The following is a 22,021-nucleotide window of genomic DNA, read 5'->3' as shown; positions in this document are numbered from 1 at the left end:
TTAGCGGAGCACCGAGGCGGTGCGCATGTCGGCGGCTAGCGCCTCGATTTGGTCAGATGTCGCAGGCATTTGCGGTAACCGTGGATCGCCGACGTCCATCCCCTGCAGCCGCAGACCCGCTTTGACCATCGTCACCCCACCGATGCGGCCCATCGCGTCACACAGCGGGCCGAGGGTCACGCTGATCTTGCGGGCGGTGGCGATGTCGCCGGAATGAAAGGCAGACAACATCTCCCGCAACTGACCCGCCGCCAGATGGGAAATCACGCTGATGAAACCGCTTGCCCCCATTGCCAGCCAGGGCAGGTTCAGCGAATCATCGCCGGAATAATAAGCCAGCCCGGTTTCGGCCATGAGCTGAGCGCCGGTGTGCAAATCGCCCTTGGCGTCTTTGACCCCCACGATGTTGGGGTGTGACGCCAGCGCACGGATGGTGTCCGGCGCGATGGGTATTACCGAGCGCGGCGGGATGTCGTAGAGCAGCACCGGCAACGCGGTGGCGTCGGCGATGGCGGTGAAATGGGCGATCAGCCCGTTCTGCGGGGGCTTCGAGTAGTACGGGGTGACCACCAGCAGGCCGTGCGCCCCCTCGGCGGCGGACGCCTTCGCCAGACGCACACTGTGCGCGGTGTCATAGGTGCCCGCGCCGGCGATGACCCGGGCACGGTCGCCGACCGCTTCCAGCACGACCCGCAGCAGCGTGCGTTTCTCCTCGTCGGTGGTGGTCGGCGACTCCCCGGTGGTGCCGGACACCACCAGCCCGTCGCACCCGGAGTCGACGAGGTGGTTGGCCAGCCGCGCCGCGGCGGCGGTATCCAGGGAGCCGTCAGCGCCGAACGGAGTCACCATCGCGGTCAGCAGCGTGCCCAGGCGTGCCGGGGCGTCGAATCCGACGGTGCTCACGGTCCCTAGGTTACGTCACGCCTCGGTCGCCAGGGGTGACGTCGCGATCTCGGTGCCGTCGGCCAGGGTGGTGATCTCGAAATCGGCGAAGACCGCGGGCGCCACCTCGAGGAGGTGCCGCAGGCACAGTAGGGCAAGCCGCCGGATCTCGACGTCGGCGTGCTCGCTGGCGCGCATCGCGATGAAATGCCGCCACGCCCGGTAGTTGCCGGTCACCACGACGCTGGTCTCGGTGGCGTTGGGCAGCACGGCGCGGGCTGCCTGGCGGGCCTGTTTGCGGCGCAACCCGGCGTTGGGCCCCTCGGCGAGCCTGGCCTCCAGTTTGGCCAGCAGTTCGGTGTAGGCGGCGCGACTGGCGTCGGCGGCTGTAGTCAGGATCCGCTGTAGCTCGGGGTCGTCGGGCATGCCCGGCGGTATGACGATCCGCGAGTCCCCTTCCGGGACGTAGCGTTGGGAAAGCTGTGAGCAGGACAAATGCCGGTGCCGGATCAGCTCGTGGGCGCAGGATCGCGAGATTCCGGTGATGTAGAAGGACACGCTAGCGTGCTCGAGCAGCGAGAAGTGCCCGACGTCGATGATGTGCTTGATGTAGCCGGCGTTGGTCGCGGTCTTCGGGTTGGGTTTGGACCAACTTTGGTAGCAGGCCCGGCCGGCGAACTCGGTGAGCGCCTGCCCGCCGTCGGCGTCGGTGCTCCACGGCACGTCATCCGGGGCGCTGAACGCGGTCTGAGCGATCAGTCGCACGCGCAGCGGGGCGGTCTCTGCCACGGCGTTCACCATAGCCCGGTGGTTGGGAGATGCCGGCGGGATCGCTGTCGCTCGCCGGAGGGTTGCCGCGGAGGGGAAACCCGCAGATGCCCCGCCCCGCGCTGGGTTAGCATGCGGTTGCGGTGACTGGCGTGCCGATTCTGGCCGGGCGGTGTGGAGGAACGGCGGTGGCGGGTGAGTTGCGGGTTGACCTGGAGGCGTTGGCGTGCTCGGCGGCGCATGTCAGCGGCCAGGGCGAGGACTTGGCGGCGGCCCATCTCACGTCGGATAACACGATCGAGGCCGCGCAGTCCGGCTGGGTGGGGGCGTCCTCGGTGGCGCTGGCCGCCCGGATGGACATTTGGTTGCAGACCTCCCGGCGGCTTTTGACCAACGTCGGCGCGCACGCGCTGGACCTGCACAACGACGCCATCGATTTCGCGGCGATGGAGCGCGAGAACGCCCAGCGGCTGCGCGCGGTCGGCGACAGCGCCCCGGGACGGCCGGTGCGGGTCGAGGCGCCGTGACGCTGACGGTGGCCGATATTGATCGGTGGAGCTCGGATGCGGTGCGGGCGGTGTTTCACGCGGCCACCGCCCGCGGGCAGGCCACCTTGGAGGTGTCGCGTCAGCTGAGCTCGCTGGCGGTGTTTGACACCTGGGAGGGCCAAACCGCTGCGGCCCGCAAACACCACAATGCGCTGATCCGCCAGGACCTTGACGCGCATGGCAACGAGGCGCTGGCCGTGGGCGCCGCGGCGGGCAAAGCCGCCGATGGCATCGATAAGGTGCAGGCCGACTTGCGCCGGTTGCGCGCTGATGCCGCCGAGATGGGTCTGTGGGTCGATCCGCTGGCCAACAAGGTGGTGGCCGGGTCGGGTTTCCGCGGCGACGAGAAGCAGCTGGCCGCCGCGCAAGCCGAGCTGCAGCCACGGCTGAACGCGATCCTGGCCGAAGCCAACGCGGTCGACGCGGACCTGGCGGCCGCGATCAACATGGCCGACGGTGACACCCCCATCCCGGCCGGCCCCCACGAGAATCGTCCCGAGATTCAAGACGCGCTGTCCAAACCCCTGCCCGAGGATCCGCAGCAGTTCACCGCGCTGTGGAATCAGCTGACCCCGGAAGAAAAAGACTGGCTCTACGCCCAAGACCACAACATCGGCAACCATCCCGGGATGCCCTGCGATCCCCCGGACCACCTCGGCTACGACCACTACAACCGGCTCAATCTCGATGACCAGCTGGCGCGCGCCCGGGCCGCCGCCGCGCAAGCCGACGCGCTCAAAGCCCAGCACCCCGACTGGGCGGAGGGCAAAAATATTCCGCCTCCCAACGAGCCGGGTGCGATCTTCGATGACCGGCTGGCCTATGAGGCCTGGCAGCGCCACTACGACGCCGCCCGAAACGCCGCGAAAAACCTGCCCGATCTGCAGGCGGTCGACAAAGCCCTCAAAGCCGGCCCGGATCGCAAGCTGATGCTGCTGGACACCCAAAACGGCAAACAAGTCCACGCCGCGATCGCCGTCGGGGATCCCGACACCGCCACCCACGTGTCGGTCACCGCCCCTGGGCTGAACACCACCGTGCGCGACAGCATCGGCGGCATGGCGGACGAAGCTATGCACGCTCGTGTTGAAGCTCGTAAGCAGCTCATACTTGCTGGTCGTGGAAACGAAACCGTGTCGGCTATCGCGTGGATCGGTTACGACACGCCGCAGGTCCCCGGTTGGGATCACCTCGGTACGTCCCTCGGGGGCGGGTGGGATGTCAGCCACGACACCCTGGCCCGCGCCGGCGCGCATGACCTGGCCCGCTTCTATGACGGGATACAAGCCTCCCACCAGGGCGGGCGGGCCGATCTGACCGCGATCGGGCACTCCTACGGCTCGCTGACCACCGGGCTGGCGTTGCAGCAGCCCGGTGATCACGGGGTGTCGCGGGCGCTGTTTTACGGCTCACCCGGCATCGAAGCCTCCACCCCGGCCCAGTTGCACCTGCAACCCGGCCATGTCTATGCCATGGAGGCCCCCGATGATCTCATCCAAAGGGTGTACGACGGCCGCGCCGTTGCCCAGGGCATCCCAATTCTCGGGTCGTACGCCGACGCCGAGTTCGGCAACTTCGGTTCCAACCCGGCCACCAACCCCAACTTCACCCGCCTAGCCACCGGCCCCACGACCGTGCCCGACGGCCGCGCCCTGGAAGGCGTGAGCGGGCCGCACGCGCACAGCCAATACCCTCAACAAGGCGACAACGGTCAGCCCCGCACTAGCGGCTACAACATTGCAGCGGTCATCGCCGGACTCAAGCCGATCAGCGGAAACTGAACACCAGATGAAAAGACCCCGCCACCACCGCCGCAGCCTCCTATCGACCACGATCGTGGTCATCGCACTAGCATCACCAGGATGCCATATGAAAAACCCTTATAAACCAACGGATCCCGACGCGGCTAGCAAAGCGGCTGCCACACTCAATACGCTGCCATCGCTAGAAGATACGCAGACACAACTCAAGACAACAATCGAACAGATCGGGACGGCGGCCTCCGCGATTGCCCCCACCCTGGCATGGCACTGGCTCGATGAACCGAGCCGCGGCGGCTGCTCCCCCCCCTATGAGCAGTCTGACGGTCAAGAGGTGCTCATGCCGAACTATGTATCGAATACCCCGATTCCCGAGGAGAATTGGCAGTCGGTCTTTGACATCGCTCGCGATGCTGCCGCCAAGCTCGGCGCCAATAGCATCGAGGTATTTCGCGATGCCCCCGGCAATCATGATGTCGAATTCTTCGACGAGACGGGCACAACCATCCGATTAGGATCGCAGCAGGTGGCGTTAATATCGGGTAGCACCGGATGTCGCTTACCCCGCGACAGAAAGTAGCACCACCCCGCCACCGTCGGCGCGCTACGAAAGCGTGGCCGCGCCAGCCCAGCTGGGCGAGAAGGCGATTCGTCGCAATCGAACACCAGGGCGGGCGGGCCTTTCTGACCGCGATCGGTCACTCCTACGGCTCGCTCACCACCGGGCTAGCGTTGCAGCAGCCCGGTGATCACGGGGTGTCGCGGGCGCTGTTTTACGGCTCACCGGGCATCGAAGCCAGCACGCCGGCTCAGCTTCACCTGCGGCCCGGCCAGGTGTTCGCCATGGAAACCCCCGACGATCCCATCCAGTGGACCTACGACGGCCCGCGTATCGCCCATGATGTGGCCCCGTTTTTGCCGCCGCCGTTGAACACCATCGCCGAAGGCATCTTAGGAGACGCCGACGCCTCCGGGGCCGGGCATTTCGGCCCGAACCCGGCCACCAACCCCGCCTTCACCCGCCTGGCCACCGGCGCCACCGCGGTGCCCGACGGCCACGGCGGCACCCTGCAGCTGGAGGGCGCCCACGGCCACAGCGACTACCCCCGCTTTCCCGACGACGGGGGGATCCGGACCACCAACGACAACATCGCCGCCGTGGTGGCCGGGCTGGGTGATAAGGCGGTTACCGGCCAGTGAGGAAACCCGCTGACCCTCCCCCGCGCCGGCGACGCCACGGATTGCTGGGTGCCGCCCTACTACTCACCACCACCCTCACCGCCGCAGGATGTCACGTGACAGGACCCGATCAACCCACCTCGCCCTCGGTGGCCGCCAAAGCCCTTGAGGTCCTCAAATCCCTGCCCTCCCTGGAGGACACCCAAACCCAGGTGCAAGCCGCGATGAACGAAATCAAAACGGCCGCCAGCACACTCATCCCCGGAATCACCTGGGAGACTCCTCACGAAGGATCAGGCAGTACCTGCGCGCGGCCCTACGAACAAAGCGACGGGCGAGAGTACTTCCCCCCCGACGCGGTCGCTGTTCGTGTGCCAATGTCTGAGCAGGACTGGGCGAAAATTCAGGAGGCCGCCAAACGGGCGGCCGCCAAACTGGATGCCACCGAGGTCCAGGTGTTCCAAGACAAACCTGGCGATCACGACGTCCGCTTCTATGGTCCCACCGGGATATCCATTGGCGTCGGTTACCGGGGCAACCTGGTGGTCTCTGGTTTCACCGGCTGCCGGCTACCCCGCGACCAGAAACAACGCCACGGCTAGCACCGAGCGCGTTGGCCCCGCCACGGGCACGGCACATTTCTCCGGCGGTTGCCCGCGGGCGAAGCGTGCTCAATCTTGCGCGGCGCGCAGTTCGCCCGCCAAGTTGCCGACGCTGCCCACGGTGATGCCGCCCAGCGCCAGCCAGGATGCCATGGTCTGCAGTTCGGCCGTCAACGCCGCGGCAACCCGGGTGGGCGGTTCATCCGGTTCGATGAACGCGCCCACGACGTGCAGGGCGTTTCGCGCCCTATCGGCCTTGAGGTCGACGCGGCCAACCAGCCGCCCGTCGAGCAAAAACGGCCAGACGTAGTAGCCGTACCGACGCCGGGACGCCGGGGTGTAGATCTCCAGGCGGTAGTGAAACCCGAACAGCCGCTGCACCCGCGGCCGGTAGAAGATCAGCGGGTCAAACGGGCACACCAGCGCCGTTCCGCGGTCGCGGCGCGGCACGGCCTGCCCGGTGCGCAGATACGCCGGCGCGGCCCAGCCATCGACGTCGACGGGCTCCAACTCGCCGTCGGCGACCAGCTTGGCGATAGCCGGCCCGGCCTGCCGGGCAGACAGCCGAAAATAATCGCGGATGTCGGCCTCGGTGCCCACCCCCAGCGCGGTTGCCGCCCGCAGCGTGAGCTCCCGGACGGCCTGTTCGTCGTCGATCTGGCGGGCGAGCACCGCTCTGGGCAACACACGCTCGGTCAGGTCGTAGTACCGGCTGAACCCGACCCGGGTGGCGGTGGTGAGCACGCCCGCGGCGAACAGCGCCTCGGCGACCCATTTGGTGTCGCTGCGATTCCACCAGGCGCCTTTCGTGCGGGAGCGCCCGCGAGCCAGGTGGGCCTCGATCTGCCCGGCGCTACACGGTCCCAGTTCGGTGACCGCGGCGATGACCTCGTCGGCTAGGCGTTGGTTGGCTCGCACGATATGCACACCCCAGCGGCCGTGCCGGTACTGGCGCATCCGCCAGCGCAGCAGCGGCCAGTCCTCGACGGCCATTAGCGCGGCTTCGTGTGCCCAGTACTCCACCAGTAGCCGCGGTGCACGGGTTCGGTGGGCCCAGGCGGCGCGGTCGAGGATGTCGCGGTCGTAGGGGCCGAACCGGCTGAACACCGGCGCGTAGTGGGCGCGCACCGCCACCGACACCGAATCCAGTTGCAGTACCTGGATGCGCGACATCAGTCGGCGCAAATCGGCCCGGGTAACCGGACCACGCCGTGGTGATGGGGTGAATCCCTGTGCGGCGACGGCAATCCGGCGTGCCTGCGCCGCGGTCAGCCGGCTCACGCGGCGCGCCGGTAACTGACGAACCGGTAGCGCAGCCCGCTGCTGCTGGCCCGCCACTCCCCCGTGGAGCCCACCCAGGTGTCGTCGAGAACCGGGGCCAGCGCGTCCCCCTCTTCGGGAGGCAAGTCGATGTCGACCTCGGTGACCTCGCAGCGGGTCGCCAGTGGCAGCGCCAGCGCAAAGAGTTGCGCGCCGCCGATCACCCAAGTCTGCTCGTCGGTCAGCGCCTCGCCCAGGCTTCCCACCACGTCCGCACCGTCGGCGACGTAGTCGGCGCGGCGGGACAGCACGACATTGCGCCGGCCCGGAAGCGGGCGCACGCTAGCGGGCAGCGACTCCCAGGTGCCCCGTCCCATCACCACGGTATGGCCGACGGTGATCGCTTTGAAGCGGGCCTGGTCTTCGGGCAGCCGCCAGGGGATACCGCCGCCGCGACCGATGACACCCGAGGTGGACTGAGCCCAGATCAAACCCACCTTCATACCGCGACGGGGGCTTTGATGGGCGGGTGCGGATCGTAGTTTTTGATGACGATGTCCTCGTAGGTGTAGTCAAAAATCGAATCACGATGGGCCAGAACGAGTTGCGGGTAGGCCCGCGGTTCGCGCGAGAGCTGCAGCCGTACCTGCTCGACGTGGTTGTCGTAGATGTGGCAGTCGCCGCCGGTCCAGATGAACTCCCCGACGTCGAGTCCGGCCTGGGCGGCCATCATGTGGGTCAGCAGCGCGTAGCTGGCGATGTTGAACGGCACCCCTAGGAACATGTCGGCGCTGCGCTGATACAGCTGACAGCTCAACCTTCCGGCGGCGACGTAGAACTGGAAGAGCAAGTGACACGGCGGCAGTGCCATGTTGGCGAGCTCGCCGACGTTCCACGCCGAGACGATGATCCGCCGCGAATCCGGGTCGGTGCGCAAAAGCTCCAACGCGGCGCTGATCTGGTCGATGTGCTCACCCGTCGGCGTCGGCCAGGACCGCCACTGCACCCCGTAAATCGGACCGAGATCTCCTGAAGGAGAAGCCCATTCGTCCCAGATGGTGACGCCGTGCTCATGCAGCCAGCCGATGTTGGAATCGCCCCGCAAAAACCACAGTAGCTCGTAGATCACCGATTTGACATGCACCTTCTTCGTGGTAATCAGCGGAAAACCGGCCGAGAGGTCATAGCGCAACTGGCTGCCGAACAGGCTGCGGACCCCGGTGCCGGTGCGGTCGGCTTTGGGTATGCCCCGCTCCAGCACCAGGCGCAGCAAATCCTCGTAGGGCGTGGGGACGGGCACGCGCCCAGCTTAGCGGCGATCGCCAGCGCGGCGAAGCCGGGCGCAGCGGGTCGACGCCCAAGAATCCAGCGGCGATCGCCAGCGCGGCGAAGCCGGGCGCAGCGGGTCGACGCCCAAGAATCCAGCGGCGATCGCCAGCGCGGCGAAGCCGGGCGCAGCGGGTCGACGCCCAAGAATCCAGCGGCGATCGCCGCGGAGTAGAACAGAAGCCATGCCCCACATCACCGACAGCATCCGCACCGCCGACGGCGTGTGCACCGTGCACCTGTTCACCCCCGATGGTGCGGGCCCGTGGCCCGGTGTGGTCATGTACCCCGACGCCGGCGGCGTGCGCGACACCTTTTACCAGATGGCCGCCAAGCTGGCCGGCTTCGGGTATGCGGTGCTGCTGCCCGATATCTATTACCGGCACGGCGACTGGGCTCCCTTCGACATGCGCACCGCGTTCCGCGACCCGGGGGAGCGCGCCCGGCTGATGTCGATGATCGCCAGCGTCACGCCGGACATGATGGCCCGGGACGCCGCCGCGTTCTTCGACTACCTGGCGGCCCGCCCCGAGGTCAAGGGCGAGCGTTTCGGCACCACCGGGTACTGCATGGGTGGGCGGACGTCGCTGGTGGTGGCCGGACGGGTTCCGGATCGGGTTGCGGCCGCCGCATCTTTCCACGGCGGTGGGCTGGCGACCGACAAGCCCGACAGCCCGCATCTGCTGGCCGACAGGATCCAGGCCGCGGTCTATGTGGCGGCGGCGGAGAACGACGGCTCGTTCACCCCCGAGCAGGCCGAGCAGCTCGAGAAAGCGCTCACGGCGGCCGGTGTGCGCCACACCATCGAGACCTATCCGGCCGCACACGGCTTCGCGGTGCCCGACAACGCGCCCTACGATGCCGCCGCAGCCGAACGGCACTGGGCGGCCACGCGGGAGTTCTTCGGCTCCGCGCTACCGCGCTGACCCGTCGGTCGCCGGTGCCGGTCAGGCGGCCCGGTTGGCCGGGGACGGGCGCCGCGTCCGCACCCCCGGGCGGCTCCTACACGGTGCGGGCCAGCCGGTTCGCCAGCAGGCCGGCAAACTTTGCCGGATCCTCGGGTACGTCGCCTTCGGCGAGAAGGGCGGTGCCGTAGAGCAATTCCGCGGTTTCGACCAGCTCCCTGGACGGCGATCCACCGTCCGGGCGGTTTGAGTACGCCTGGTGCAGGCCGGCGACCAGCGGATGCTTCGGGTTGAGTTCGAGTATCCGTTTGCTGGCGGGAACCGGTTGTCCGGAGGCCCGATACATGCGCGCCAGCGCCGGGGTGAACCCGAAGACGGGGGTGATCAGGCACGCCGGGGACTCGGTCAGCCGTGCCGACAACCGCACGTCGGTCACGTGCTCGCTCAACGTCTCCTTCAGCCAGCCCAGCAGGTCGGCGAACTCCTGCTGTTGTTGCTCACGCTCGGCCTCGTGCGCCTTTTTTTCCTCCTCGGAGTCGAGGTCCACCTCGCCCTTGGCCACCGACTGCAGCGGTTTGCCGTCGAACTCGCTCACCGACCCCGTCCAGATCTCGTCGACCGCGTCGGTGAGCAGCAGCACCTCGTAGCCCTTGGCCTTGAACGCCTCCAGGTGCGGCGCGTTCAACAGTTGCTCCCGCGACTGACCGGTGGCGTAGAAGATCTGCTGCTGGCCGTCTTTCATGCGCTCGACGTACTCGGCAAGGGTGGTGAGCTGCTCGTCGCTGTGGGTTGAGGCGAACGAGCAGATCCGCAGCAGCGTGTCTTGGTTGTCGAAGTCCGATATCAGGCCCTCTTTGAGCACCGGGCCGAACTGGGCCCATAGGGTGCGGTAGTCCTCGGGGCGCTGCGACTGCAGATCCTTGATCGTGGAGAGCACTTTTTTGGTGAGCCGTCGGCGAATCGCCGTGACCTGCCGATCCTGTTGCAGCATTTCACGGGAAACGTTGAGCGACATGTCCTCTGCGTCGACGACCCCCTTGACGAAACGCAGGTATCGGGGCATCAGCTGCTCGCAGTCGCCCATGATGAACACCCGCTTGACATACAGTTGCACCCCGACCTTGGCCTCCCGGGTATACAGGTCGAACGGGGCGTGCGACGGGATGAACAGCAGGGCCTGATACTCAAAGGTGCCCTCGGCCTTCATCGGGATGACGACCAGCGGGTCGTCCCAGGCGCGGGCGATGTGCTTGTAAAACTCGTTGTACTCCTCGTCGGTGACCTCGTCTTTGGACTTGGTCCACAGCGCCTTCATCGAGTTGAGGGTCTCGGTTTCGAGGGTGACCACCTCCCGGCCCTTTTCGCCGCCCGCGGCGTCTTCCTCGCCCTCATCGGAGGCCGGGCTGCGCCGCTCGACCTGCATCCGGATGGGCCAGGCGATGAAATCGGAGTACTTCTTGACCAGCTGCCGAATCTTCCACTCCGCGGTGTAGTCGTGCAGCTCGTCCTCGACGTCCACGGGTTTAAGGTGCAATGTCACCGCCGTTCCCTGCGGCGCATCCTCGACGGTCTCGATGCTGTAGGTGCCCTCACCGCTGGACACAAATCGGGTGGCCGCACTCTCACCGGCCTTGCGGGTGAGCAGCTCGACCTTGTCGGCCACCATGAACGTCGAGTAGAACCCGATCCCGAACTGGCCGATCAGCTCCTCGGAGGCGACCGCCTGCTTGGCCTCACGCAACTTTTGACGCAGCTCGGCGGTGCCGGATTTGGCCAGGGTGCCGATCAGATCCACGACCTCCTCGCGCGTCATACCGATGCCGTTGTCGCGGACGGTCAGGGTGCGCGCCCCCTTGTCTGTCTCGATCTCGATGTGCAGATCGGAGGTGTCGACGTCCAGCTCCTTGTTGCGCAGCGCCTCCAGCCGGAGCTTGTCCAGCGCATCGGAAGCGTTTGAGATCAACTCCCGCAAAAACGCGTCCTTGTTCGAGTACACCGAATGGACCAGCAGGTCCAGCAGCTGACGCGCCTCCGCCTGAAACTCCAACTCTTCCACGTGTGCAGTCATCTGAGTGCGTTACCTCCGTGTCCGACTCCGCAGACATTATCCCCAGCGCAATCCCGGCGCCCCCGCGACCGGCACCCCCAGCAGCGGTCAGCACCCGCAGGCGCGCCGAGGACACCGCGCCCGGCAGCGCTCGGGCGCGGCCGCCCGGAACCGATCACCGGGAAGCACCCGGCGCCGGCCATGCACCCGTCGTTCAGGCCGGAGGCCGGAAAGACCGCGCATCACCGAGCAGCTGCCCGCCATCGACGACCATGATCTCGCCGGTGATCCAGCCGGCCGCGTCGGAGACCAGGAAGCCGACCGCGGCCGCCACATCCGCCGGCTCGCCGATGCGCCCCAGCGCCGTGGACGCCGACAGCTCCCGCTCGTAGCCCTTCCACAGCGCCTCGGCGAGCCTGGTGCGCACGACCCCCGGGCAGATCGCGTTGACCCGCACCCGGGGGGACAGCTCCAGCGCCAGCTGCTTGGTGACGTGGATGAGCGCGGCCTTCGTGGTGTTATACAGCCCGAGGTTCGGCGCGACCTGCATGCCGCCGATGGAGGCGATGTTGACCACCGCCCCGCCATGCTCACCCATCCACCCCTTGACCGCCAGCGAAACCCACAGCAGCGGGGCCCACAGGTTGACGTCGAAGATCTTGGCGAAGCGGGCATGGTCCTGCTCGATCAGCGGACCGAACGCGGGATTGGTACCCGCGTTGTTGACCAGGATGTCCACGCTGCCGAAACGCTCCAGGGTGAGATCGATGCAGCGCTGCGCGGCGCCCTCATCGGCCGCGTGGGCGGCGACGCCGAGCGCGTTTCCGCCGACCTGCGCCGCCGCCGCCTCGGCGTTCTCCCGGGTGCGGGAGGTGAGCACCACGTTGGCGCCGGCCTGCGCAAGCTCACGCGCGATCGCCAGCCCGATGCCCCGCGACGCACCGGTGACGATCGCGGTACGTCCGGCCAAGTCCACAGCGGTCATAGATTCCCCTTCCTGCTGGTTGCGGGGTGCGCGGGTGCGGCGGGGACCTCGCGGCGGATAACTCGCGGTGGGTGTTGCGGACCCGCCGTCGTCACGACATCAACGTCGCGGCCAGCGTCCCGCCCAGTTCGTAGGCCCGCCCGCGAATCGCCGCGTTGAGCTCGCCGACCACCTCGAGCGGGTCGGCGGCTTTGGTCAGCGACAACCCGGTGGCGACCTTGTGCACCGCCGCGGCCGCCCCCACGGTGTCGTTGTTGCCGTGCACCCACAGACCGTAGGGCCGACCCGCCACGTAGTCCAGGCTCGGGTAGTAGACGATGTCGAAGAAGTGCTTGAGCGCGCCGGACATGTAACCGAGGTTGGCGGTCGTGCCGAAGAGGTAGCCGTCGGCGCCCAGCATGTCGGAGACCGTCGCGGCCAGCGCCGGGCGGACCACCACGTCGACGCCTTCGATTTCGGGGTCGTTGGCGCCGGCCAGCACGGCTTCGAGCAGCTCGCGCGTGGTGGGCGACGGAGTGTGGTGGACCACCAGCAAGGTTTTGCTCATGTGCTCCCCGGGAGTCGTCGTGGCGGCGCGCCGTTTGCGGGTTTCGGCCCGGTCATCCCAGGTTAAGCAGGGGCTCCAGCCCGACCGTCAGTCCCGGACGTTCCTTGATGCGGCGCACCGCCATCAGGACGCCGGGCACAAATGCGGCGCGATCCAGGCTGTCGTGGCGGATGGTCAGGGTCTCCCCTGCGGTGCCGAAGAGCACCTCCTGGTGGGCGAGCAGCCCCGCCAATCGGACGGCGTGCACCGGGATTCCGCCGACGTCGGCGCCGCGGGCGCCGGGCAGGCCGGTGCTGGTGGCATCGGGGTTGGGCGGCAAGTCTTTTCGCGCCTCGGCGATGAGGGTGGCGGTGCGCACGGCGGTGCCCGACGGGGCGTCAACCTTGTCCGGGTGGTGCAGCTCGATGATCTCCGCCGAATCGTAGAATGGCGCGGCCTGCTTGGCGAAATGCATGGACAACACCGCCCCGATCGCGAAGTTGGGTGCGATCAGCACGGCGACGCCGGGTTTGGCGGCCAGCCAGGAGCGCACGTGCCGCAACCGCTCGCCGGTGAAGCCGGTGGTCCCGACCACCGCGTGAATCCCGTTGTCGATCACGAACTTCAGGTTGTCCATCACGACGTCGGGGTGGGTGAAGTCGATGACGACCTCGGTCCGCCCGTCGATCAGCAGGCTCAGCGGATCACCGGCATCGACCTCGGCGCAGAGTGTCAGGTCGTCGGCGGCCCGCACGGCGCGCACCATGGTGGAGCCGACCCTGCCTTTAGCTCCCAGCACTGCTACCCGCATAGCGTCAACCCTAGCCCGAGGGCTCTGCGCGCAGCCGGTCCGCCGGCTCGGGTGTGCGCAGCCCACTCGGTGAGAGGGTCGGGTGATTTGCGGTCAGGCCCACACTCATAACGCCCAGATGACGACCGCCAGTACCACCATTGCCAGCACCGACAGCACAGCGCTGACCCAAAAGTCGCCGGCGGCACACACGTTGCCCAGGGCACCCCGGTAGCTGACCGCGGCCCGGTCCCGGATCAGGGCGGCACCGGTTGCGTCGACATCGCCGAACCCGTAGTTGATCGCCATTGGTATCTCCTGCCATGTAAGGGGTGCGCTGCTGAGTTAGTCGCTCCCCGCCGGCAAAAGTTCCCCGCCGACCACGGCATAATCGACTGGCAGCGTTCGGCCTTCGCCATCACATATCCCGCCCATCGCCGCCCACGCCAAACTTTCGGCCCTACACCGTATTCCGGTGACATGTGCCGTTCCCGCCCTCAGCGGACTGCACCGAAAATATCTACAGGCCACGGAATTTAAACTCGCGCGGTAAACGGCACGAAAACGGTGCATTACCCGGCCCGGCCGGTAGACGGCAGGTATCGTTCACGTCTTGTTCACCCGGTGTTGGTGGCTATTGATTCGATAGCTGTCAATATCGACATATGTCGAAACCACGAACCACCCCGATCGAGACCTTGGACTGCGAATTGGCGCCCGAGATGAGTGAACCGCTGTCCCCTGTCGCGGCTAATGAGCTGGCCGGAAAGCTCAAGGCGTTGTCGGATCCGGTGCGGCTGCGGCTGTTCAGTGTCGTGGCCAGCCGCCGTGGCGGGGAGGTTTGTGTGTGCGAGCTCTCGGCCGGCATTGCCGTGAGCCAGCCCACCGTGTCCCACCACTTGAAGGTGCTTAAGTCGGCGGGGCTGCTGGCGAGCGAACGGCGCGGCTCCTGGGTGTATTACCGGATCGTCCCTGAAGCACTGCAACAACTTTCAGATCTGCTGGATGCCGAGAGCCCAACCGGGGTCGGCAGGTGATCAGCGTCGGGCGCGACACGAAAGGCGGTGATCGGTGATGAGCGCTTCCCCCCGAGGCCCTTACCCTCGCACCCCCTACCCGCCGGCTGTGGCCGATACCGACGTCTTGACCCGGTTGTCGGCCGTGGATCGTTTCTTGCCGTTGTGGATCGGGCTGGCCATGGCGGCCGGGCTGCTGCTGGGGAGGCTGATTCCCGGTCTGGCCAGCGGGCTTGACGCGGTGTCGATCCACGGCACCAGCCTGCCGATAGCCCTCGGGCTGCTGCTGATGATGTACCCGGTGCTGGCTAAGGTCCGCTACCGGGAGATCGGGCGGATCACCGCCGATCACCGGATGATCACCGCGTCGCTGATCCTCAACTGGGTCATCGGGCCGGCGGTGATGTTCACCCTCGCCTGGCTGCTGCTGCCCGACCTGCCCGCCTATCGTACCGGTGTCATCCTGGTCGGGCTGGCGCGCTGCATCGCCATGGTGCTCATCTGGACCGACCTGGCCTGCGGCGACCGGGAGATGGCCGCCGTGCTGGTCGCCCTCAACGCCGTTTTCCAGGTGCTGGCCTACGCCGCGCTCGGGGTGTTCTACCTCAACGTGCTGCCCGGCTGGCTCGGCCTGCCCAGCCAGAGCCTGCACGTCTCCTTCGCTGCCATCGCCCTCACCGTCGTGGTGTTCCTGGGCATCCCGCTGGTCGCCGGATTTCTCACCAGGACCCTCGGGGAACGCTCCCGCGGCCAGGAATGGTATGAAAGCAGGCTGCTGCCGCGCATCGGGCCGGTCGCGCTGTACGGGCTGCTGTTCACCGTGGTGGTGCTGTTTGCGCTGCAGGGCAAGACGATCACCTCGCAACCGGTGAATGTGGCCCGGATCGCGCTGCCGCTGCTGGCCTACTTCGCCGTGATGTGGGCCGGCGGGTTCGCCGTCGCCCGGTGGCTGCACCTGGCCTACCCGCGCGCCGCGGCGCTGGCGTTCTCCGCCGCCAGCAACGACTTCGAACTCGCTATCGCGGTGGCCATCGGCGTATTCGGCGCCACTTCCGGCCAGGCCCTCGCCGGGGTCGTCGGCCCACTGATCGAGGTGCCGGTGCTGCTCGCCCTGGTTTACGTGGCGTTGCGGCTGCGCCGTTGGCTGGCGTGGCCGCAAGACGGCCGGCCGCTGCGGCGAGCCGAGCTGCTTGCTAGCGCCCAGTCATCGACCAAACCCCGACCGCCACAAGGAGATCCATCATGGTGTCCCGTCATATCATCACCGTGGGCGGCAGCGACGCCGCCATAAGTGCCGCCCTGCGCGCCCGCGAACTGGATCCCGCAACCGCGGTGACGGTGGTGGTCGCCGATGGCTATCCCAACTTCTCGATCTGCGGCATCCCCTACTACCTGTCCGGGGAGGTCACTCACTGGAGCAACCTGGCGCATCGCACCGGCGCCGACCTGGCGGCCACCGGGATGCGGGTGCTCACCGACACCCGTGCCACCCGCATCGACCCGGACTCCCATACCCTCGAAATCCTCAATGCCAGCGGGGAACCGGGTCAGTTGTCCTACGACGCATTGATCGTGGCCACCGGCGCCCTCAGCGCCCGCCCACCCATCGGCGGACTCACCGGACCTGGGCGACTCGGCCCGCGAGACGGGGTTCACCTGCTGCACTCGATGGGTGACACCTTCGCCGTCATGAAGTCGTTGACCGCCGGAAACCCCAAGACGGCGGCCATTATCGGTGCCGGCTACATCGGGCTGGAAATGGCCGAGGCCCTCACCCTACGGGGCATCGCCGTTACCCAGATCGAAGCCCTTCCCGAAGTGCTGCCCACCGTCGACACCCAACTCGGCTCCCTCATCCACGCTGAACTCGAACGCCACGGCGTCGAGGTGCTCACCGACACCACGGTCACCGCGATCACCCGCGCGGACACCGGTGGCCTCACCCTCACCGCGCGTCATCATGACGAAATCATCACCCGCACGGTGGAGTTCATTTTGGTCGTGGTCGGTGTGCGGCCGGATACCGACCTGGCCGCCGCCGCCGGGGTGGAACGCGGGGTCAAGGGTGCCATCGCGGTTGATGAAACCATGCGCACCAATCTGCCGGATGTCTTCGCCGCCGGTGATTGCGTGCACACCCATCACCGCCTGTTGGGACTGACCTGGTTGCCGCTGGGCACCACCGCCCACAAGCAGGGCCGGGTCGCCGGCGAGAACGCCGTCGGCGGTGATGCGCGCTTCGCCGGGAGCCTGGGCACTCAGGTCGTCAAGGTGTTCGACCTGGTCGCTGCCCGCACCGGAGTACGCGACCACGAGGCCCGTAGCGCCGGCCGCGGGTGGGCACCGGCCACCAACGCCTGCAGTGCCGATGACCACAAGGCCTATTACCCGGGTGCCACTCCCATTCACATCCGCATCACCGGTGACCCGGGGACCGGCATGCTGCTGGGGGCCCAGCTCGTCGGGCACCGCGGCGCCGAGATCGCCAAGCGCGTCGACATCTTCGCCACCGCCATCTTTAACGCCCTGACCGTCGACGCCATCAGCGAGCTGGATCTGTCCTACACCCCGCCTCTGGGATCACCCTGGGACGCAATACAAATCGCGGCCCAGGACTGGGTGCGCCAATACCGCGGGACGGCCTATCCACAGGCGGTGACCAACCAACCGCTCACCGGATCGGCTCGTTGGCGGTGACCGCAGCGCATCCCGTTCCGGCCGTTCATTGACATCTATCGATGAGCGTGCTGCTGGCGGCCCGCCGGGTCGGCCCGAGCGGGTTCGTCTATGGAATCGACATGGTCGACGAGATGGTCGCCCTGGCCGAGGCGAACAAAGCCAAAGCCGGTGTCACCAACGTCGAATTCCGCAAGGGCGCCATCGAAGACATCCCGATGCCCGATGCCTCGGTTGACGTGGTGATCTCCAATTGCACGATCAACCTGTCGCTCAACAAACCGGCCGTGTTCGCCGAGATGTTCCGCGTCCTGGTTCCCGGTGGGCGGATCGCAATATCCGACACCGTCGCCGAAGACCGTCTCACACCAGAGGACCGCGCCGAACGCGGTACCCACGCTCGCTGTATCGCCGGAGCGCTGTCCAGGCAGGAGTACCTCGACGCCCTGGCCGCGGCCGGGTTCACCGATGCGTCGGTCACCTTCACCCGGGAACGCATCGACGGAATACACCACGCCATCATTCGTGCGACCAAACCCGGTTCCCGGCCTATGGGCACCGCATAGTTCAACCGGGCTGCGCGGTAACACCGGGGCATTGAACGGTCAAGCCCGTGTCGGCCGGGGTTTCCTGCCGGCGCGGCCGCGCTCGCACGGTCCCGGGCGCGCCAGGCGTCAGCGCCTGCGGCTCGCGCCGGCCAGCACGTCGGCCAGCGCGTCCAGCACACCCGGAACGACGCGGTAGTACGCCCACTTGCCACGCTGCTCCCGCTCCAGCAGCCCGGCCTCGACAAGCACTTTCAGGTGGTGCGAGACGGTCGGCTGCGACAGCCCCACCGGGTCGGTCAGCTCGCATACGCACGCCTCGGCGCCCGGCCGCGTGGCGATCATCGACACCAGCCGCAGCCGGGTCGGTTCCCCCAGCGCCCGAAGCACCCCCGCCAGCCGTTGGGCGGTCGCGCTATCCAGCACCCCGCCGGTGATCGGACGGCAGCACGCCGCCGAGTCGGCGATCAACAGCGAGCCGGCGGCGGGGGTGGTGGTGGCGTAACGGGTCATAGCGGCATTCTGGCACACTTATTGACAAATATCGATGGGTGATGCATCCTTCCTTATCGCATAGACAACTATCGATGGATTGAGAGGTTGGGATGACCACCAAAAACACGGAGCTGCGCGAGCAGGTTCGGGAGCGCTACGCCGCGGCCGCCACCGCGATAACCGGTGGCGCCACTAACGGTGATGTGCTCACCGCGGCCAGCTGCTGCGGATCCAGCGACGCCGCCGAAGTCGGCATCCTCTTCGGGGCCGGGCTCTACGGCGATGCCGAGCATTCCGAGCTGCCCGCCGAGGCCCTCGCGGCCAGCCTGGGTTGCGGCAACCCGGTCGCGGTCGCCGAGCTGCATCCGGGCGAGCGGGTGCTCGACCTGGGTTCCGGCGGCGGGATCGACGTGCTGCTCTCGGCGCGGCGGGTCGGTCCGTCGGGATTTGCCTACGGGATCGACATGACCGACGAAATGCTGGCCCTCGCCCAGGCGAACAAGGCCAAGGCCGGCGTCACCAACGTCGAGTTCCGCAAAGGCAGCATCGAAGACATCCCGCTGCCCGACGCCTCCGTCGACGTGGTGATCTCCAACTGTGTGATCAACCTGTCGGTGGACAAGCCCCGGGTGTTCGCCGAGATGTTTCGGGTCCTGGTGCCCGGCGGGCGCATCGGCATCGACGACGTCGTCGCCGAGGACCGGCTCAGCGCGGCCGAGCGGGCCGAACGAGGCTCTTATGTCGGCTGCATCGCCGGAGCCCTGTCCAAGCAGGAATACCTCGACGGGCTGGCGGCGGCCGGATTCATCGACGCCTCAGTCACGTTCACCCACCAAGTCGCCGACGGGATGCACGGCGCGATCATCCGCGCCACCAAGCCCGTCGCAGCCCCCAAGGACTGAACCGTCCGCGGCCCGCAGCCACCGTGGGCAGGCACCCGGGGCTAGATCGGCGCCGCCCCCCGCAGGTGCTCGAAGATCAGCGACGTCTTCGTGCCGGCGACGTCGGCGTCGGCATTGAGCTTCTCGACCACGAAGGAACGCAGATCCTCGGTGTCACGGGCGGCCACGTGCAGGATGAAATCGTCGGCCCCCGCAAGGAAGTACACCTCCATCACCTGGCGCCGGCAGCGGATCTGCTCGATAAAGCTGCGGATCTTCCCGCGGGCGCTGGCCTGCAGGTTGACCGAGATCATCGCCTGCAGCGGCAATCCGACAGCGGCCGGGTCGATATCGGCGTAAAACCCGCGGATGGCACCGAGGTGCAGCAGCCGCCGAACACGGCTGTGACAGGTCGACGGCGCGATGCCCACGCGCGCGGCCAGCGCGCTGTTGGTGATCCGGGCATCCGAGTGCAGCACGCTCAGAATGTCGCGGTCCACATCATCGAGCTCGGCGGGCGGCCGAACATTCTTCGCGGAACCACCGGGATAAGCGCTCAATTCTGTTGACTTAGCAGACATATCCCGACTTTACAGAATATTCGCCATCGATATTGGCGCAGTTATCGAACGTTCTTCACACTGGTAGTGGATCTGCAGAGTTCTGGCGAGGAGCGAAGATGCGCGTCGGGATTCCGACCGAGACCAAAAACAACGAATTCCGGGTGGCCATCACCCCGGCCGGCACCGCCGAACTGACTCGCCGCGGCCACGAGGTACTCATTCAGGCGGGCGCCGGCGAAGGCTCGGCGATCACCGACGGGGATTTCAAGGCCGCCGGTGCCCAGCTGATCAGCAGCGCCGACGAGGTCTGGGCGAAAGCCGAGCTGTTGCTCAAGGTCAAAGAGCCGACCCCGCCCGAATACCACCGTCTGCGGCGCGGGCAGACCTTGTTCACCTTTCTGCACCTGGCCGCCTCACGGGCGTGCACCGACGCCCTGCTGGCGTCGGGCACAACGTCAATCGCGTTGGAAACGGTGCAGACCGCCGACGGCACCCTGCCGCTGCTCGCCCCGATGAGCGAGGTCGCCGGGCGGCTCTCGGCACAGGTCGGCGCCTATCACCTGATGCGCACCCACGGCGGACGCGGCGTGCTGATGGGCGGGGTGCCCGGCGTCGAACCGGCCGACGTCGTGGTGGTGGGCGCCGGCAAGGCGGGTTACAACGCCGCCCGGGTCGCTAGCGGCATGGGAGCCACCGTCACCATTCTCGACATCAACATCAATAAACTTCGCGCGCTCGACGCCGAGTTCGGTGGCACCGTGCGCACTCGCTACTCCTCGGCCTATGAGCTCGAAGACGCGGTTAAACGCGCCGACCTGGTGATCGGCGCTGTGCTGGTGCCGGGCGCCAAAGCTCCCAAGGTGATATCGAATTCTCTTGTCGCGCAAATGAAACCGGGAGCTGTTCTGGTGGACATCGCGATAGACCAGGGTGGCTGCTTTGAAGACTCGCACCCCACCACCCACGATCACCCGACCTTCCCCGTACACGACACGTTGTTTTATTGCGTGACGAATATGCCCAGTGCGGTGCCGAAAACGTCGACTTTCGCGCTGACCAACGCCACCATGCCGTATGTAATCAAGCTCGCAGACTACGGCTGGCGGACAGCATGCCGATCGGATCCGGCACTGGCCAAGGGTCTTTCGACGCACGACGGGGCATTGCTGTCCCGGCAGGTCGCCAGCGACCTGGGTTTGCCGTTCACCGACCCGGCCACCGTCCTGCGCTGACAACGGCGCTATCCCACCGCCCCAAGCTTTTTCACGATGTCTGCCGCCGGCCCGCTGCACGCCTCCCGATATCCGGTCCCGGCCCACAAGCTCATTCCGTGCGGGTCGTCCAGCGCGGCGGCGGCCGCACGGATCGGCGAGGTCATGTGGTTGACCTCTGGATACCCCAACGGGGCGACGTTGTCGAAAAGTCGCGTGAAATCGTTCTCCAGGCCGCGCGCATAACGCCCCGAAAAGGCGCGGGTGACAACCGTACTGGTGAACCACGGGTGCTGCAGAGCGCCGCGATGCGCGGAGGTGGTTCCCGCTTCGTCGCTGAGCAGCAACGCGGTGCCGATCTGCGCCGCGACCGCTCCCCGGCGCAACACCCCGGCGACGTCCTCGGTGGTGCTCAACCCCCCGGCCGCGATGAGCGGAACATCATGGGCGCTGCCGATGTGGTCGAGTAGGTCACCCAGTGACTCGGTGCCGGGCTGCATGTCCGGGGCGAAGGTGCCGCGATGCCCGCCGGCATCCGGACCCTGCACAACCAGGCCGTCGGCACCGGCGGCCACGGCCACACCGGCCTCGTAGGCCGACGTCACCGTGATCAGCAGCACGATTCCCAGCGAGCCCAACCACCGCAAGACGTCCGGCGGTGGGGCACCGAAGGTAAACGACACCACCTCCGGCCGGACGTCGGCCACCACCTCGAGCTTGCGCTGCCAGCCGTCGTCGTCACCGAAGCGGGGCTGCCCCACCTCGACGCCGTAGTGCTCGGCAACCTCGTCGAGCGCCGCAGCATAGTAATCCAGCTGCAGGTAATCGGCGACGCTGGGTTGGGGCACGAACAGATTGACCCCGATAGGACCGGTGGTCGTCGCGCGCGCCGCCGCGATGTCGTCGGCGAGGCGGTGCGGGCTGACGTACCCCCCGGGGATGAAACCCAGCCCGCCGGCGTTCGACACCGCCGCGGCCAGTTCCGGCGTTCCCGGACCACCGGCCATCGGCGCGCCCACCACGGGCACCGCGAGGTCCCAAAACCCCAATACCATA

At 67.3% G+C, this 22,021-nt stretch carries 24 protein-coding genes and 1 pseudogene; 12 read left to right on the top strand and 13 right to left on the bottom strand.

What is annotated here, in order from left to right:
- Nucleotides 1–903, bottom strand: a complete 903-nt coding sequence (gene dapA, locus QJR12_RS09045) for a 4-hydroxy-tetrahydrodipicolinate synthase (RefSeq protein ID WP_300580950.1) — start codon at nucleotides 901–903, stop codon at nucleotides 1–3.
- Nucleotides 904–918: 15 nt separating this feature from the next.
- On the bottom strand, nucleotides 919–1,671 hold the full coding sequence (gene thyX, locus QJR12_RS09040; RefSeq protein ID WP_300580947.1) for an FAD-dependent thymidylate synthase: 753 nt from the start codon (nucleotides 1,669–1,671) through the stop codon (nucleotides 919–921).
- A gap of 179 nt (nucleotides 1,672–1,850) precedes the next feature.
- Here thyX and QJR12_RS09035 point away from each other — a divergent pair, with 179 nt between their 5' ends.
- From QJR12_RS09035 to QJR12_RS09015, 5 genes and pseudogenes are all read left to right on the top strand, one after another.
- Nucleotides 1,851–2,177 carry a WXG100 family type VII secretion target gene (locus QJR12_RS09035; protein ID WP_300581275.1) on the top strand — a complete coding sequence of 109 codons (327 nt, stop codon included), beginning with the start codon at nucleotides 1,851–1,853 and terminating at the stop codon, nucleotides 2,175–2,177.
- Entirely contained in the window at nucleotides 2,174–3,979 is a 1,806-nt protein-coding gene (locus QJR12_RS09030) for an alpha/beta hydrolase (protein ID WP_300580945.1), read from the top strand. Before QJR12_RS09035 ends, QJR12_RS09030 begins: the two co-directional genes overlap by 4 nt.
- An 88-nt stretch (nucleotides 3,980–4,067) precedes the next feature.
- Complete coding sequence (locus QJR12_RS09025; protein ID WP_300580943.1) at nucleotides 4,068–4,538, top strand: LppA family lipoprotein; 471 nt, start codon at nucleotides 4,068–4,070, stop codon at nucleotides 4,536–4,538.
- Nucleotides 4,539–4,621: 83 nt separating this feature from the next.
- Nucleotides 4,622–5,158: pseudogene (locus QJR12_RS09020) on the top strand (alpha/beta hydrolase); the annotation flags it as partial.
- A gap of 95 nt (nucleotides 5,159–5,253) precedes the next feature.
- Nucleotides 5,254–5,739 carry an LppA family lipoprotein gene (locus QJR12_RS09015; protein WP_300580940.1) on the top strand — a complete coding sequence of 162 codons (486 nt, stop codon included), beginning with the start codon at nucleotides 5,254–5,256 and terminating at the stop codon, nucleotides 5,737–5,739.
- Between the two features lie 69 nt (nucleotides 5,740–5,808).
- On the opposite strand, the gene QJR12_RS09010 is transcribed toward QJR12_RS09015, so the two are convergent.
- From QJR12_RS09010 to QJR12_RS09000, 3 genes are read right to left on the bottom strand one after another with little or no spacing between them, the layout of a single operon-like run.
- Complete coding sequence (locus tag QJR12_RS09010) at nucleotides 5,809–7,020, bottom strand: crosslink repair DNA glycosylase YcaQ family protein (protein WP_300580937.1); 1,212 nt, start codon at nucleotides 7,018–7,020, stop codon at nucleotides 5,809–5,811.
- Nucleotides 7,017–7,502 (bottom strand): dihydrofolate reductase, encoded by a 486-nt coding sequence (locus QJR12_RS09005; protein ID WP_300580935.1) that lies wholly within the window; start codon nucleotides 7,500–7,502, stop codon nucleotides 7,017–7,019. The genes QJR12_RS09010 and QJR12_RS09005 overlap by 4 nt, the downstream gene beginning before the upstream one ends.
- A complete protein-coding gene (locus QJR12_RS09000) occupies nucleotides 7,499–8,299 on the bottom strand; it encodes a thymidylate synthase (protein WP_300580933.1) in 801 nt (266 codons plus the stop codon). The genes QJR12_RS09005 and QJR12_RS09000 overlap by 4 nt, the downstream gene beginning before the upstream one ends.
- A gap of 211 nt (nucleotides 8,300–8,510) precedes the next feature.
- Here QJR12_RS09000 and QJR12_RS08995 point away from each other — a divergent pair, with 211 nt between their 5' ends.
- Nucleotides 8,511–9,251, top strand: coding sequence for a dienelactone hydrolase family protein (locus QJR12_RS08995; RefSeq protein WP_300580931.1), 741 nt, complete (start codon nucleotides 8,511–8,513; stop codon nucleotides 9,249–9,251).
- 76 nt (nucleotides 9,252–9,327) lie between these two features.
- On the opposite strand, the gene htpG is transcribed toward QJR12_RS08995, so the two are convergent.
- The 5 genes from htpG to QJR12_RS08970 form a co-directional block, all read right to left on the bottom strand.
- Nucleotides 9,328–11,298 carry a molecular chaperone HtpG gene (htpG, locus tag QJR12_RS08990; RefSeq protein ID WP_300580929.1) on the bottom strand — a complete coding sequence of 657 codons (1,971 nt, stop codon included), beginning with the start codon at nucleotides 11,296–11,298 and terminating at the stop codon, nucleotides 9,328–9,330.
- Nucleotides 11,299–11,491: 193 nt separating this feature from the next.
- On the bottom strand, nucleotides 11,492–12,262 hold the full coding sequence (locus QJR12_RS08985; RefSeq protein ID WP_300580927.1) for an SDR family oxidoreductase: 771 nt from the start codon (nucleotides 12,260–12,262) through the stop codon (nucleotides 11,492–11,494).
- Between the two features lie 91 nt (nucleotides 12,263–12,353).
- The gene (locus tag QJR12_RS08980; protein WP_300580924.1) at nucleotides 12,354–12,809 is read right to left on the bottom strand and encodes a flavodoxin; all 456 of its coding nucleotides are present in this window, start codon (nucleotides 12,807–12,809) and stop codon (nucleotides 12,354–12,356) included.
- Between the two features lie 52 nt (nucleotides 12,810–12,861).
- Nucleotides 12,862–13,599: a 4-hydroxy-tetrahydrodipicolinate reductase gene (dapB, locus tag QJR12_RS08975; protein ID WP_300580922.1), complete on the bottom strand. Its 738-nt coding sequence runs from the start codon at nucleotides 13,597–13,599 to the stop codon at nucleotides 12,862–12,864.
- Nucleotides 13,600–13,704: 105 nt separating this feature from the next.
- Complete coding sequence (locus tag QJR12_RS08970; protein ID WP_300580919.1) at nucleotides 13,705–13,887, bottom strand: hypothetical protein; 183 nt, start codon at nucleotides 13,885–13,887, stop codon at nucleotides 13,705–13,707.
- A 356-nt stretch (nucleotides 13,888–14,243) separates the two neighbouring features.
- On the opposite strand from QJR12_RS08970, the gene QJR12_RS08965 reads away from it, so the two are divergent.
- From QJR12_RS08965 to QJR12_RS08950, 4 genes are read left to right on the top strand one after another with little or no spacing between them, the layout of a single operon-like run.
- A complete protein-coding gene (locus tag QJR12_RS08965; RefSeq protein ID WP_300580916.1) occupies nucleotides 14,244–14,615 on the top strand; it encodes a metalloregulator ArsR/SmtB family transcription factor in 372 nt (123 codons plus the stop codon).
- Nucleotides 14,616–14,652: 37 nt separating this feature from the next.
- A complete protein-coding gene (gene arsB / locus QJR12_RS08960; protein WP_300580913.1) occupies nucleotides 14,653–15,885 on the top strand; it encodes an ACR3 family arsenite efflux transporter in 1,233 nt (410 codons plus the stop codon).
- Complete coding sequence (locus QJR12_RS08955) at nucleotides 15,837–17,291, top strand: FAD-dependent oxidoreductase (protein WP_300580912.1); 1,455 nt, start codon at nucleotides 15,837–15,839, stop codon at nucleotides 17,289–17,291. Before arsB ends, QJR12_RS08955 begins: the two co-directional genes overlap by 49 nt.
- 41 nt (nucleotides 17,292–17,332) lie before the next feature.
- The gene (locus QJR12_RS08950; protein WP_300580910.1) at nucleotides 17,333–17,836 is read left to right on the top strand and encodes a methyltransferase domain-containing protein; all 504 of its coding nucleotides are present in this window, start codon (nucleotides 17,333–17,335) and stop codon (nucleotides 17,834–17,836) included.
- Between the two features lie 108 nt (nucleotides 17,837–17,944).
- Here QJR12_RS08950 and QJR12_RS08945 read toward each other — a convergent pair whose 3' ends face one another.
- On the bottom strand, nucleotides 17,945–18,328 hold the full coding sequence (locus QJR12_RS08945) for a metalloregulator ArsR/SmtB family transcription factor (protein ID WP_300580907.1): 384 nt from the start codon (nucleotides 18,326–18,328) through the stop codon (nucleotides 17,945–17,947).
- Between the two features lie 92 nt (nucleotides 18,329–18,420).
- Between QJR12_RS08945 and arsM the strand changes: the two genes are divergently transcribed.
- Nucleotides 18,421–19,212, top strand: coding sequence for an arsenite methyltransferase (gene arsM / locus QJR12_RS08940; protein WP_300580904.1), 792 nt, complete (start codon nucleotides 18,421–18,423; stop codon nucleotides 19,210–19,212).
- 41 nt (nucleotides 19,213–19,253) lie between these two features.
- Here the strand turns inward: arsM and QJR12_RS08935 are convergent, their stop codons facing one another.
- Nucleotides 19,254–19,772: an Lrp/AsnC family transcriptional regulator gene (locus tag QJR12_RS08935; protein ID WP_300580900.1), complete on the bottom strand. Its 519-nt coding sequence runs from the start codon at nucleotides 19,770–19,772 to the stop codon at nucleotides 19,254–19,256.
- Between the two features lie 98 nt (nucleotides 19,773–19,870).
- Here QJR12_RS08935 and ald point away from each other — a divergent pair, with 98 nt between their 5' ends.
- Nucleotides 19,871–20,986 (top strand): alanine dehydrogenase, encoded by a 1,116-nt coding sequence (gene ald, locus QJR12_RS08930; RefSeq protein ID WP_300580898.1) that lies wholly within the window; start codon nucleotides 19,871–19,873, stop codon nucleotides 20,984–20,986.
- A gap of 8 nt (nucleotides 20,987–20,994) precedes the next feature.
- Here ald and QJR12_RS08925 read toward each other — a convergent pair whose 3' ends face one another.
- Nucleotides 20,995–22,020: a nitronate monooxygenase gene (locus tag QJR12_RS08925; protein WP_300580896.1), complete on the bottom strand. Its 1,026-nt coding sequence runs from the start codon at nucleotides 22,018–22,020 to the stop codon at nucleotides 20,995–20,997.
- Nucleotide 22,021: the final 1 nt, after the last annotated feature.

This window comes from Mycobacterium sp., assembly GCF_029961025.1.
In the GTDB taxonomy this organism is placed as follows: domain Bacteria; phylum Actinomycetota; class Actinomycetes; order Mycobacteriales; family Mycobacteriaceae; genus Mycobacterium.
The sequence above is the reverse complement of the archived record's forward strand: the minus strand, read 5'-3'. Positions and strand labels throughout refer to the sequence as shown.

Bases quoted from the DNA above. Each gene is read 5' to 3' on its own strand.
- QJR12_RS09025 (WP_300580943.1), top strand. From the start codon at position 4,068: ATGAAAAACCCTTATAAACCAACGGATCCCGACGCGGCTAGCAAAGCG.
- QJR12_RS09005 (WP_300580935.1), bottom strand. From the start codon at position 7,502: ATGAAGGTGGGTTTGATCTGGGCTCAGTCCACCTCGGGTGTCATCGGT.
- QJR12_RS08995 (WP_300580931.1), top strand. From the start codon at position 8,511: ATGCCCCACATCACCGACAGCATCCGCACCGCCGACGGCGTGTGCACC.
- htpG (WP_300580929.1), bottom strand. From the start codon at position 11,298: ATGACTGCACACGTGGAAGAGTTGGAGTTTCAGGCGGAGGCGCGTCAG.
- QJR12_RS08985 (WP_300580927.1), bottom strand. From the start codon at position 12,262: ATGACCGCTGTGGACTTGGCCGGACGTACCGCGATCGTCACCGGTGCG.
- QJR12_RS08980 (WP_300580924.1), bottom strand. From the start codon at position 12,809: ATGAGCAAAACCTTGCTGGTGGTCCACCACACTCCGTCGCCCACCACG.
- dapB (WP_300580922.1), bottom strand. From the start codon at position 13,599: ATGCGGGTAGCAGTGCTGGGAGCTAAAGGCAGGGTCGGCTCCACCATG.
- QJR12_RS08970 (WP_300580919.1), bottom strand. From the start codon at position 13,887: ATGGCGATCAACTACGGGTTCGGCGATGTCGACGCAACCGGTGCCGCC.
- QJR12_RS08965 (WP_300580916.1), top strand. From the start codon at position 14,244: ATGTCGAAACCACGAACCACCCCGATCGAGACCTTGGACTGCGAATTG.
- arsB (WP_300580913.1), top strand. From the start codon at position 14,653: ATGAGCGCTTCCCCCCGAGGCCCTTACCCTCGCACCCCCTACCCGCCG.
- QJR12_RS08955 (WP_300580912.1), top strand. From the start codon at position 15,837: ATGGTGTCCCGTCATATCATCACCGTGGGCGGCAGCGACGCCGCCATA.
- QJR12_RS08950 (WP_300580910.1), top strand. From the start codon at position 17,333: ATGAGCGTGCTGCTGGCGGCCCGCCGGGTCGGCCCGAGCGGGTTCGTC.
- QJR12_RS08945 (WP_300580907.1), bottom strand. From the start codon at position 18,328: ATGACCCGTTACGCCACCACCACCCCCGCCGCCGGCTCGCTGTTGATC.
- arsM (WP_300580904.1), top strand. From the start codon at position 18,421: ATGACCACCAAAAACACGGAGCTGCGCGAGCAGGTTCGGGAGCGCTAC.
- QJR12_RS08935 (WP_300580900.1), bottom strand. From the start codon at position 19,772: ATGTCTGCTAAGTCAACAGAATTGAGCGCTTATCCCGGTGGTTCCGCG.
- ald (WP_300580898.1), top strand. From the start codon at position 19,871: ATGCGCGTCGGGATTCCGACCGAGACCAAAAACAACGAATTCCGGGTG.
- QJR12_RS08925 (WP_300580896.1), bottom strand. From the start codon at position 22,020: ATGGTATTGGGGTTTTGGGACCTCGCGGTGCCCGTGGTGGGCGCGCCG.